Below are 12,499 nucleotides of genomic sequence, written 5' to 3'. Positions count from 1 at the left end.
TCATTGTTTATTGCGCACGCGTAGGAAGATGAGTAGCAAATGGAACCTCGGCTCGGAGATATTGTACTAAACCGATACGTTTTAGTATCGCTTTTGCGCAATGAGGCTGGACTACAAGTATGGCAGGCGAACGACCGCATACTTACTCAAGATTGCCAACTATTTATTGTGCGCGATTCTCGTTTTTTGCCAGAAGTTAATACGATTGCTTCTACTTTGGCGTTATCTCGCAGCACTAAATTCACTCAGGTTTTGCAGCTTCAACATCATGATTCGATTGCTCTTATTGTTACAGCTCTCGATCGCGGTATTACAATTAGCGATTATTTAGCTAAAAAAGAAACCCCATTAAGCTACGAAGCTATAAGAACAATTGTTGCCGAAACAGCTCAAGCATTAAGCAAGCTTCTTTCCAATAACATAACTCATCATGCTGTTTCAAGCGACACTGTACGTATTACTCCTAACGGCATTGAACTTGCAGATACTGCTGTAAGCCCGCTTTTAGAAGACATAACTAAATCGCAAAATAGCGAAGAAAATGCAGCAAGCGAAAGCATAGAACACGCTGCTACTCGTCAACTTGCTTCTTTACTTTATGCTCTTCTTACTAGAACTTCTTCGCGCGTACAAGCGAATTTTGACGCTTCTATGCTTGCAAATGATACTCCTTCAGAATTTAGGATGATTTGCACACGAAGCTTAGATGCTAACGAGAATAATCATATAGTTCCTATGGCTTCTATTGCTGAGTTAATGGCGCTTTTAGGCTCATACACGCCTGTTTCTAAGCTTTCCAATAAAGATATTGAGTTTAGCAATAAAACAAGTGTTGCATCTATTAGTAATGCTCGTTTACTTAGTGCACAAGATGATGTAATTCTTCCTTTGCCAGAAGGTTTAACACAAAGTGAAGAACAGTTTGACGCTCAGTTTATGCAGCAAGCAAATGAGCAAAATGCTAATTCTCTTAATTTGCAAGACTCGTCCAACAATTCTGGATCTGCCGCAAATAGTGGAGCTGCGAAGATTAGTAGCAGTTTTAAAAATGCTGGCAGAACACTTGGCTCGCTTCTTAAGCGAAATAATGCTAATTCTGCCAACAAAAACATTGATGATGATTTTGACGAAGATACAAACACCAATACTGACATTGATTTTCACGATATTGCAGCTGCAGAAATGGCAAGTATTCTTGCTCCTACAGATTTAGATACTGATGACGCTATTTTCCCAACTTTATCTGCATCATATAAGCATTTTCCTGAATCTGCTACTTCTCGAAATGTTCTTGATCGTGCTAATAATTCTCGCAATCAAAGTCAAAGAGATGATTTAACCGAAACTGGTGTTGCTTCTAGCTTTGATTTTGAACATTTACTTGCAGAAAATGCTCAGCATACAGAGCTTATGTCAAGACCGCAAAGCTTAACTTCAGAGGCTGAATCTACTGGTCGCGTACCAGTAGTCGATACCCGAGGTAGGTTTATTGCGCCTGGCGAAGAATCTGCGCGAGCACTGCAGGATGAAATTAATAATAATCAGGCCGAAGATGCTCTTAAAACAAGCTCCCCTTCATTGCCGCCTAGCTTCCAGCCTCGCGAGAAATCTGCTGATTTACACAGTAAAAATAAGAATAATCCAAATGGTACAGATGCCATTGCTAATGCAAAAATATGGTTAGGCCTTTCAACAAAAGTTATTGCAATTGGCGCCGTATGCTTACTTCTTATTATTGGATTAGTTTTAGCAATACATGGTTTATTTGGAACGCATGAAAGCCAAGACAGTCTTAGCAATAATGGTTCATGGGATAGTACAACCGTTGAAAATGTGCCTTTTGGAAGCCAGGGAGTGCTGCCACAAGAAAAGCAGCAGGCAAAGAAGCACATAGGAAGAAAACAGGTAAAGGCTGTTCCAAAACCTAAAATTCCTACGAACACTGTTGCATATAAGGCAGATCGCTATCAGTTCCTTAGCTTCCCTGCCCAACAACCTGGATACGGCTACTACATTCACTTAACAGAGCCTCAAACTGTGTATCGTTTTGTTATTTCAATACGAACCTCAGGCGGACACGCTTTCTTGCTGGCAAATACAAAAGATGATCCTAGAGAAGGCACACAACTTGCAGAATTTACGTTTGACGAAAGCGGAACAACTGATGTGAAGCTTAAAAAGATTGTAAAATCGCAAGACTTTATGCTTTGGGTTCCAAAGGATACTATGCCTAAGAACAGTCTTTACATTAATTCTGTAAAGCTTTACTAATTTTGCAATAGTCAAATAAATATAAATAATTAACCAAATAAACCCCTGTGAATAACAAGTAAGGATAAATAACGAATGGAAAATAAAATTCACAAAGTTATTATTATTGGATCCGGACCTGCTGGATATACTGCTGCAATATATTTGGGTCGCGCCGGATACAATCCACTTGTTATAGCTGGAGCTTTAACCCCTGGCGGCCAATTAGTTAATACTACAGAGGTAGAAAATTATCCAGGATTCCCAGAAGGCATTTTGGGACCAGATTTAATGGATGCAATGCAAAAGCAGGCCGAAAAATTTGGTGCTGAAGTCATTTTAAGCGACGTTACTTCTGTAGACTTTAACAGCCCTGTAAAGCGCGTTGCAACCGAAGATGGTATAACTTATGAGGCGGAGGCTGTTATTGTTTCTACGGGCTCTACAGTGCGCAAATTGGGCGTGCCTGGTGAACAGGAATACTCTGGGCGAGGAGTTTCATATTGTGCAACCTGCGATGGATTCTTCTTCCGCGGCAAACCAATTACGGTAGTTGGCGGCGGGGATTCCGCATTCGAAGAAGCACAATTCCTTTCTCGATTTGGATCTTCTGTGACTTTAATTCATAGACGCAGCGAGTTTCGCGCTTCTAAAATTATGGTTGATCGCGCAAAAGAGAACGAAAAAATTAGTTTCATACTTAACAGTGTTGTAGACGAAGTGCACGGCAACAGCAAGGAAGCAACATCGTTAACTCTTAGAAATGTTGTTACAGGAGAAACGCAAGAAATCGAGTCTTCAGGATTATTCGTTGCAATAGGGCATACTCCCGCAACAAAGTTCCTTAATGGCGCATTAAGACTAAATGAAGACGGAACCATTGCGGTTGACGGCGCTTCAACTAGAACCTCCGTAGACGGAGTTTTTGCTGCGGGAGATGTTGTAGACAGCGTGTACCGACAGGCTATTTCTGCAGCCGGCATGGGGTGCAGAGCAGCTCTTGACGCGCAGGCGTATCTTAATGAGAAAGAAGATTAATAATACGCTTCATTTCTTCCGGAGATGAGAACACTATTTCAATTCTTCCGTGATTCTGCGTGCCTTTAATAGCAACTTTCGTAGCAAAACGCTCCTCAAGCTGCTGACGAATAGGCGAAGAAGACCAGTAGTTATTTCTCCTAGCGCGCGTACGAGTCACACCGTTAGCAGGATGCTCTGTTTTTAATGAAACAATTTCCTCAGTACTTCTAACAGACAATCCTTCAGAAATAATACGATTAGCAAGCTCCTCCATATCTTCCGGCTTTTCTAATCCAAGCAATGCGCGAGCATGACCTGCAGAAAGAACTCCAGAAGCAACATGCTTTTGAACACTAGCAGGCAAATTAAGAAGCCTTAAAGTATTGGCAATTTGCGGACGAGACTTTGAAACAGATTTAGAAAGCTGAATTTGTGTCAATCCAAAATCGTCAATCATTTGAGAATAAGCGGCAGCCTCTTCCAAAGGATTCAAAGCTACACGGTGAAGATTTTCAAGAAGCGCATCGCGCAACATATTTTCATCAGCCGTGGTTCTAACAATTGCTGGCACTGTGTCAAGTTGCGCAATTTGAGAAGCCCTCCAACGACGCTCGCCCATAATAAGTTCGTAATGTGCAATTTCTTTATTATTCTTATCAGCGTCTTTAATTGGTCTAACAACTATAGGTTGAAGCACGCCGACTTCTTTAATTGAAGATGCAAGCTCACGCAATTCATCTTCGTCAAAAATAGTTCTAGGCTGATGCGCATTAGGAACAATATCAAGAGGCTTCAAATAATCTAAATAACCGCCTTTAATTGGCTTTAATTGTTGATTTTCTGCGCCTTTTTCAAGATTATTAGACTCAGCATTTTTTTGCTTATCTAGCTTGAAATTAGGTGAAGTTGAGTCAGAGAAGAAGAAGTCAATTGGGCGAGTTACATCTCCAAGAGATGGCATTGCAGAACGTTTATGAGCATGCTTTCCAACATGCTTTTCACCTTGTTCACTACCCTGCAATGACGGTACAGTTTCACGTGAAACATTCTTTATTGTATTTCTATCTACATTCGCGTGCGGCGAAATAGAATTTTCCATGCTAGGAACTTTTGTTTCATGTGAAACACTTTTTTCGCTATTGCTGTCTTTTTTTACAGTTTCACGTGAAACATGTTCTGTGTTTTTGTTCTGCTTTTCTAAAGAATTCTTTTTTTGCAAATCATTTTCGGAAGATGTTTCATGTGAAACACTATCTTGCAATTTTATAGATGAATCAACAAGAGCATCTTCGCCAGGCAAAGCTGGGAACAATGCGCCTAAGCCTTTGCCTAAACGAGACTTACTTACACTCATTATTATCTCCTCTTGTTATTCCTATTTATTATTCTCTTGTTTTTCCGCAATAACAGATAATACAGTTTTAGATCGTTTAGCAATTTCTAATGCTGCTTCACGATACGATATTGCGCCAGCTCCATGAGGATCATAAGTTATTACGCTTTGATTAAAGCTAGGAGCCTCAGGTATTTTTACAGTGCGAGGGATAGTCGTTTCAAGCACAATATTCGGATAATGTTTTTTAACTTCTTGAAAAACTTCACGCCCTAATAGTGTGCGCTTATCAAACATTGTTACCAGCATAGTCGAAACAGTTAAAATAGGATTGTAATGCTGTTGCACCAATCCAATTGTTCTAATAAGCTGACCTAAACCTTCCAAAGCATAATATTCTGCTTGAATAGGAATAAGCATTTCCTGTGCTGCGCACATAGCGTTAATAACCAACAAACCTAGTGAAGGAGGGCAATCTATAAACACATAATCGTAAGGCTCTTCACAATTATTAAGATAATCAGAAAGAGCATTCTTTAATAGATTGTTGCGATTATCCATTTCGGCAAGCTCTAATTCAGCACCGCTTAAATCAATAGATGCGGGGACTACATCAAGACCTTCAATATCCGGACAAGATCTTTTTACTTCAGCAATAGTTTTACGACCTTCAATAACATCATAAACCGATAAATCTCCGGAAGAATGCGGAGCATTTAACGCAGTAGACGCATTGCCTTGCGGATCCATATCAATTAGTAGCACATGAGATCCGCCGACTGCCATAGCTGCAGCAAGATTAACAGCAGAACTTGTTTTACCAACACCGCCTTTTTGATTTGCAACTGCAATAAAACGAGTTTTTTCTGGCTTAGGATACTTTACTTTTTCGAGGGCACGAAAGCGCGATGTTAAATTTGCTAATTCAATACCTAAGGAAGATTTTGAATCTCCAAAAATGCGTTGAATCGTTTCTTCAGCTGATTCCACGACAATCACCCCCGCATAGTAATGAAAATGCCTAAAAAATACGATACGTTTATTAAGTTTCCTTGTTTCTATGGACATAAAAAACTAAAATCACGTAATGTTTCACATGAAACATCAACACCTTATTCCATAACTAGCTACGTATTTTTCTAATCATAAAACACTAACATCCGTGCCGATGCCCACACCACACCAAACTAACTCTCAACCACCAAAGTAACGCTCGCGCGGATAACGCGCTCGCTTACGAAACTCGCGTTGGAAGTCCACTGGACTTCCAACCTAAGCGAGTTTCCGCATTGAAATGCCTACGCGCGCTACGCATTGAGCGCTCCGGCAAGTCAATGCGCAGCTTAATTGTGTGACTTTAGCGTACGAATACCAGTGCGGTGAGATTTGAGATTTTTTGCATTGCTTGAATGCTTGCATGCTTCTGTAGCTTTGCATCAATGCTCTGCTGACGCTGCTAATGTAGCTTTGCACCAGTGCTTTGCTAACGTTGATTCCTGTTGATTAGCGCACACTAACATTCATGCTGCCGCACATGTCACACCAATCACTCTTTCCTACCACACCAAAAAAACGGTGGGTGAATTTACGAGTGAGAGATAGGAATTGCTTGGTCGAGCAATATAAAAGCGGAGCGATAGTAATATCTTTTTGATGAATAACTATTTTTGAAAGAAAGTAAGTAAAAAACTAAACTTAACTATGCAACCTTTAAGTCTAAATAAGGTATAAGAGCGTAGCGCTGCGAGACAAGTAATTCCTATCTCTCGCAGCCACATCTCATAACCACAGTAAACACGCACGCAAACACAAATTTTAATTAAAAATCAAGCCTTATCGATTAATACGACTGTAGTCGGCTGCAAACCAGACGCAACTGGCGCTTCAAGAATTCGAGGATTTGCGCCACCAGCTTTGCGAATCATTTTTGCAGCTTTTTCTACTTCTGCTTTAGCAGACTTACCTTTTAAGGCGACTAAACTTCCATGCGCTCTTAATAAAGGAATAGTCCATCCGGCCAATTTTGTCATAGGAGCTACAGCTCTGCACGTTACTACATCAAACGCAGGAATTTCATGTGATTTAATTTTTTCAATAACTTCGTCTGATCTGCCGTGAAATATAGTAACGTTTTTTAACCCCATAAGCGCAATACACTCGCGCAACCAATCCACGCGACGCTCCATTGGTTCAATTAATGTAACGTCATAGTCAGGTAAACAAGCAGCTAAAACTAAACCAGGAAATCCTCCGCCGCTGCCAACATCAGCAACTCTTTTTTGCTTACTTTTTTCCGCAACTTTGCGAACAAAAGGCACAACTGCTGCAGAATTTAATATGTGACGCTCCCATAAAATTCCCATGTCTCGAGGGCCAACAAGTCCTCGTAGCAAACCTTCTCTTTGCAGTTTCACGTGAAACATGGAACATTGAGGGAGTGCGCTACCAAGAACGTCATTTAGTAATGGAGAATTTTCTAATTCATCAATCACAGGCTGAGTGTTTTCTGCCATCTGAGTAGATTGATTATCGGCCATTTTCCCCACACTTATTCGTATCTTGATATTTTCAAAATATCTAAATCTATTAAAATATAAAGTAACATAACTAAACATTTTTTGTTCAAAAATGTTACTTTATGCTGTTTTATAAACACTTTCTTCTAAATGCTTTTTCAAAACTTACATTTAAAAAGCAATAGAATGTTTTAAAATGCAACCTTTAAAATTATTCCTCTACATATTCGTCATCAGAAGAAAGTGCATCATTCATATCATCAACCACATCTTCATCAGACCTAGCAGGCAAATAAACAGTAACATAGCGATGTGGTTCTTCACCGTGGGAGCGAGAACGCAAACCCTCATCTCGAACAGTGTCATGAATAACCTTGCGTTCAAAGGAATTCATTGGCTTCAAATCTACAGATTCACCAGTTTCGCGAACTTCATCAACCGCATCCAAAGCAATATCGCGCAAATGCTGACGCTTACGCTTCAAAAAACCATCAACATCGACAATAAGATGGGAACGATCACCAGTTTTTTGCTGAACCGCAAGCCTGCTTAACTGTTGCAAAGCATCAACAACTTCGCCTTCACGACCGATTAAATGCTTAATATCAGTGTCATCATCTGCAACAATCTGAATCATTGGACGATTATTGCGAATGCCCATCTCAATATCGCCTTCATAATCAGCAATATCAAGCAAACCTTCTAAATAATCGGCAGCAATATCAGCTTCTTCGTTGAGCTGGTCAACCGTCTTCTTATCGTCTTGTACCATTACTTACTCCTTATCGTGACTTAAAAATTCACGTTGCAAAATTCTGAAGTCTAGTTTAGCGGATAATAAAGCCAAATAAATAATTTTTAAAGAGTTATTTTCTTACCTTTATTAAGCGCTTAACATATTTAATTACTACTTTTTTGATACTTTACGCTTGCGCTGTGGCTGCTTACGCTGGAATCCTTCATTTTCCCTGCGTTCAGCCTCTTCGCGAGCTTTCTGAAGATTTTCTTCTTCAATAGAAGGCAAACCTTCACGCTTTCTGCGCTCTGTTTCTTTTTTGTAATCTCGCTTCTCTTTCTCTTCAGCTGCAGGAGAGCCAGGAGTTGGGAAAGCATATACCTGCCAAATAGAGCGAAGCATATTCATAATGTTGTTAACCAACCAATAAACAAGCATTGCAAACGGAAGCGCAAAAGCAGAGAAAACATAAATCAGCGGGAAGCCCCACATCATAAGCTTTTGCATTGTATATTGGCTGCCTTGCTTAGACTCTGGAGGAAGATTTTTACGAATATTGTTAAATTGCATATACCACATTGCTGCACACATAAGTACAACAAAGATTACGATTACGATTTTGCCCGTTAGTTCGACCGTCATAAATGTGTCTGCAACACCTACTCCAAATACGTGAGTTTTTATAAACTGTTGAGCTGTTGCAGTATCAAAAGCGCCAAGAGCAGCATGCTTTCCGCGAGCAATAAAAGGAATAACCGAAAGCGTGTACCAAATGCTCATAAATGCAGGACCTTGAATCATCATAGGCAAGCAACTTCCTGCAGGATTTGCATTGTTATCCTGATACAGCTTCATCATTTCTCGCTGCATTGCTTCCTTGCTTGCAGCGTCGCTTTTGCCCTTATATTTTTGCTGAATTTTCTTCATTTTAGGCGCAATAGCCTGCATGTTACGCATACCTTTAATGCTTTTAATAAAAGCAGGGAATATGCACGCGTGCACAACAATCACAAGGAAAACGATTGAAAGAACCCAAGAGAATCCAATTTCGTTCATACCAATAAGAACTAGGAACTTATGACACAAAGACATTACCTGAGTCATAAGCCATTCAATTGGTGTAAGAATCTTATAGAACCATCCTAAGAATCCATTATCAAGTAAGAAGTGATCTTGATTAAACATTAGTTTTCCTTGTCTTCTTCAGCCAAGGGAGTTAGCCGTGGCTCTTCATGCGCTTTAGACCAAGCACAACGATAAAAGATTGAATATTTACGTGGCACATCATCAATACTGCAGCTGGTCCATGGTCTGCAGCGAAGTAGCCTCAATACTGCAAGAATACCACCTTTAAATGCACCATAGCGAGAAACAGCTTCTATAGCATATCTAGAACATGTGGGGTAGTACCTGCAGCAAGCTGGTCTATTTGCAGAAATTTTTTTCTGATACCAGCGTATGGCGCAAATTATTCCGCGAGCAATATAGCTTTTCTTGCTACGCATCATAATAGTCACCATACCTTTATTAAAAATCAGTTATTTCTGTCAATTATTTTTAACTGCTTCGTGAAAATCATGTTCATGCACAGTTTTTAATAATTCACTAATTTTAGCAAAAAGTTTTTCTATCTGCCTATGCAGCGAATCAAATGAGGATTCTGCTGCAGTCGGTTTTGCACGTAACACAACATCACAGCCATAAGGTAGTAATGATTCACAATCTTTAGCAATAACCCTAAGTCTGCGCTTCACTTTATTGCGAATTACAGCTTTACCTACCGATTTAGATACAGCAAGACCTAACCTCTTGGCATCCTCACTATTTTGAGAAGGCATTAAGGTATCAGAAAATGCCGCGGGAATACTATTTCCAAAACCCGTGGCAATACAATCTAAAACTGCACTTCTATCTTCGTTAGGTGTGTTCTTAAGGGCTGTATCGTCACGCATCACATAATGCGCGACGATATCTCGCGAACTCACTTTGCGTCGCTTCTTTAGAACCGCAACAAAATCGCGGTGGCTTTTCAGCCTTTCCATGTTTTACGACGCTACCTTAACTCAGGCAGACAGTGTCTTGCGACCCTTGGCACGACGACGATTGATTACGGCGCGGCCAGCACGCGTACGCATACGAACGCGGAAGCCGTGCTTCATGTGACGACGACGGTTATTTGGCTGGAATGTCCTCTTCATAAATATGCTCCTGTATTCAACCATGCAAAAGCATGGCCCCGTATGAGTCAAGCTCTACTAAAATACTCTTACCCCTCACCAATAGTCAAAACTCCATATTTTTTGAGCATTTTATTTAACTTGTTTAAATGCGCTAAAAAATATTCTGTTCACATTTTTATCACATTTTATTATTTATTAAAAACGTTGAAAAATAGCCAAAATCTCAACAGTAACTTATCCACAAATTACACACATGTTATTCACAATTGAGCAATTTCAACACGCTAGACGGTGGATAACTTCGTAGGGTCAGAGTAAACATGATTTACTGACACTTTGAAGACACGTGCGCGCGAAGTTGTAAAAAAGCTACGCACTAATCACAGGTTGGGGGTGAAATGGCTGATACATTAGGCGAACCTAAATCGGAAGCTGAATCAATTTGGTCTAATACGCTTACTGTCTTGCAGCATAATGCCCTTTTAACCGCTAGGGATAAGGGTTGGTTTGAAGGTGTAACACCGGAATCAATCTTTGGAACAACTATTGTTTTGTGTGTGTCAAATGCGGAAGCACAGCAGGCTTTGCAAAATGAGCTTAATTCACCACTTTTAACAGCTCTAAAAATTTGCACAGGCAAAGACATGTTCCCTGCTTTTAAAATTGTTCCTAACTCTAATGTTCAGAATAATTCTGTAACAAATGGAGCATCTGAATCATCTCAGCAAAACAATCGTGCAGCTAATTTAAATAATAATATTTCAGCTGCTGCTGTTCCTCCTGTTGTTACTGTTCCAAGCCAAGATTCTGAAAATTTATTATCAAAATCTTCTAACCTTACTTCGCCTGGATTTGTTAGTGAAATAGTCAATAATAAAAAAATTTCAGCAAATTCTACTTTGCAACCAGATTTTGATAATGCTACTGGATTATCAACTCTTAAACAAACACAAATTTCTTCGCCTTCAACGCAATCTGCACAACAGACTGTTTCTGTGCAGAGAGATGCAATTACGCATTTAAATACTTGCGCAACGTTTGACACATTCGTTCCGGGAGATTCAAATCGTTTTGCAAGAACGGTAGCTCTTGCTGTTGCCGAAGGATCCGGACGTGATTTTAATCCTTTATGTATTTATGGCGGATCTGGCCTTGGTAAAACTCATTTGCTTAATGCAATTGGCAATTACGCTTTAGTAAAAGACAATTCACTTAAAGTTCGTTATGTTACTAGTGAGGAATTTACTAACGAATTTATTGAAGCTCTTCAAACACCTAATCAAAGTCAAGGTCAAATAGCTGAGTTTAATAGGCGTTATCGCGAAGTTGATGTTCTTCTTATTGACGACATCCAATTCTTGGGTGGAAAAGAAGCAACTCTTGAACAATTCTTCCATACTTTTAATTCCTTATACCAGGCAAATAAGCGAATAGTTATTGCTTCTGATGTTGCTCCAAAAAATCTTAAAGGCTTTGAAGCTCGTTTAATTTCCAGATTTGAATCTGGTCTTACTGTAGACATTAAGCCGCCAGATTTGGAAACGCGTATTGCAATTTTAAGAATGATGGCTTCAATGAATCACTGCAATGTTCCAAGCGATGTTCTTGATTTAATTGCAGAAAGATTTACTGAAAATATTCGAGAACTTGAAGGTGCTTTAACTCGTGTTACAGCTGTAGCATCCTTAAGTAATCAGCCTGTTAGTAAAGCTTTGGCAGAACAAGCTTTACAAGACTTTTTTGCAACAGATATTGAAGTTCGTCCAACTGACATTATTAGTCAAGTCGCTCAATACTTCCATATGACATTTGACGAACTTGTTGGTCGTCAGCGTACAAAAAATGTTGCTCTTGCGCGTCAAATTGCTATGTATCTTGCTCGAGAGATGACAAGTATGAGCTTGGTTGATATTGGCGAAGTTTTTGGCGGCCGAGATCATACAACTGTAATGCACGCTTATACTCGTGTAAGTGGGGAAATGCAGGAAAAGCAGGAAATTTACAATTACGTTATGGAATTAACGGTTAGATTAAAGCAAAATCCTGCAGATCATAGAAATTAAAAAATAACTTTTCCACTGTTTTATAAAGATTTGTTTATAATTTTTTCTAAAGTTATCCACATACTTAATAACAAATGTGGGTAAAACCTGAGTATAACTCGTGGAAAACGCCGTTTTTAAATGTTAATAAGTCGTGTATAAGAGTCTTAAAAATGTTAATACATCAAAAAATAGCTTTTAGTGTGGATAACTCCGCAAGTTATACACATTATTGTTAGACACTTATTAACAATCTTTCAATGTTAATAACCTATAAATTGCGCGCCTAAATAAGAGTTTTCCACATATACACAGCTTTTATTATGACTACTATCTTATTTAATTATTTATTAATAGCATTTATAAATCTTCTCTGCCTTATAAATTTTAAAGACTACAGATATGTGCACTAATACTGTAGA

General features: G+C 39.3%; 11 protein-coding genes. 3 read left to right on the top strand and 8 right to left on the bottom strand.

What is annotated here, in order from left to right; translation table 11 throughout:
* Positions 1–39 precede the first annotated feature (39 nt).
* Positions 40–2,271, top strand: a complete 2,232-nt coding sequence (locus ACLD6A_RS05815) for a kinase (protein WP_032837651.1) — start codon at positions 40–42, stop codon at positions 2,269–2,271.
* Positions 2,272–2,346: 75 nt separating this feature from the next.
* Positions 2,347–3,288, top strand: coding sequence for a thioredoxin-disulfide reductase (gene trxB / locus ACLD6A_RS05810; RefSeq protein WP_410313825.1), 942 nt, complete (start codon positions 2,347–2,349; stop codon positions 3,286–3,288).
* Here the strand turns inward: trxB and ACLD6A_RS05805 are convergent.
* The 8 genes from ACLD6A_RS05805 to rpmH all read right to left on the bottom strand — a co-directional run bounded on the left by ACLD6A_RS05805 (position 3,269) and on the right by rpmH (position 10,053).
* On the bottom strand, positions 3,269–4,624 hold the full coding sequence (locus ACLD6A_RS05805; RefSeq protein WP_410296324.1) for a ParB/RepB/Spo0J family partition protein: 1,356 nt from the start codon (positions 4,622–4,624) through the stop codon (positions 3,269–3,271). The genes trxB and ACLD6A_RS05805 overlap by 20 nt on opposite strands.
* Positions 4,625–4,645: 21 nt before the next feature.
* A complete protein-coding gene (locus ACLD6A_RS05800; RefSeq protein WP_004133917.1) occupies positions 4,646–5,593 on the bottom strand; it encodes a ParA family protein in 948 nt (315 codons plus the stop codon).
* 836 nt (positions 5,594–6,429) lie between these two features.
* Entirely contained in the window at positions 6,430–7,140 is a 711-nt protein-coding gene (gene rsmG / locus ACLD6A_RS05795; RefSeq protein ID WP_004133914.1) for a 16S rRNA (guanine(527)-N(7))-methyltransferase RsmG, read from the bottom strand.
* Between the two features lie 190 nt (positions 7,141–7,330).
* Positions 7,331–7,891: a protein jag gene (locus ACLD6A_RS05790; RefSeq protein ID WP_004133911.1), complete on the bottom strand. Its 561-nt coding sequence runs from the start codon at positions 7,889–7,891 to the stop codon at positions 7,331–7,333.
* A gap of 135 nt (positions 7,892–8,026) precedes the next feature.
* Positions 8,027–9,040, bottom strand: a complete 1,014-nt coding sequence (gene yidC, locus ACLD6A_RS05785) for a membrane protein insertase YidC (RefSeq protein ID WP_004133910.1) — start codon at positions 9,038–9,040, stop codon at positions 8,027–8,029.
* The gene (gene yidD, locus ACLD6A_RS05780; RefSeq protein WP_004133909.1) at positions 9,040–9,360 is read right to left on the bottom strand and encodes a membrane protein insertion efficiency factor YidD; all 321 of its coding nucleotides are present in this window, start codon (positions 9,358–9,360) and stop codon (positions 9,040–9,042) included. Before yidD ends, yidC begins: the two co-directional genes overlap by 1 nt.
* A gap of 42 nt (positions 9,361–9,402) precedes the next feature.
* A complete protein-coding gene (gene rnpA, locus ACLD6A_RS05775) occupies positions 9,403–9,897 on the bottom strand; it encodes a ribonuclease P protein component (RefSeq protein ID WP_102695111.1) in 495 nt (164 codons plus the stop codon).
* Between the two features lie 21 nt (positions 9,898–9,918).
* Positions 9,919–10,053, bottom strand: coding sequence for a 50S ribosomal protein L34 (gene rpmH / locus ACLD6A_RS05770; protein WP_004114029.1), 135 nt, complete (start codon positions 10,051–10,053; stop codon positions 9,919–9,921).
* Positions 10,054–10,475: 422 nt separating this feature from the next.
* Between rpmH and dnaA the strand changes: the two genes are divergently transcribed.
* Positions 10,476–12,098, top strand: a complete 1,623-nt coding sequence (dnaA, locus tag ACLD6A_RS05765) for a chromosomal replication initiator protein DnaA (RefSeq protein ID WP_410313837.1) — start codon at positions 10,476–10,478, stop codon at positions 12,096–12,098.
* Positions 12,099–12,499: the final 401 nt, after the last annotated feature.

The organism is Gardnerella sp. Marseille-Q9691 (assembly GCF_046507715.1).
GTDB classification, from domain to species: Bacteria; Actinomycetota; Actinomycetes; order Actinomycetales; family Bifidobacteriaceae; genus Bifidobacterium; species Bifidobacterium greenwoodii.
Note: the sequence above shows the minus strand (reverse complement) of the source record. Positions and strands in the feature narration are given on the sequence as shown.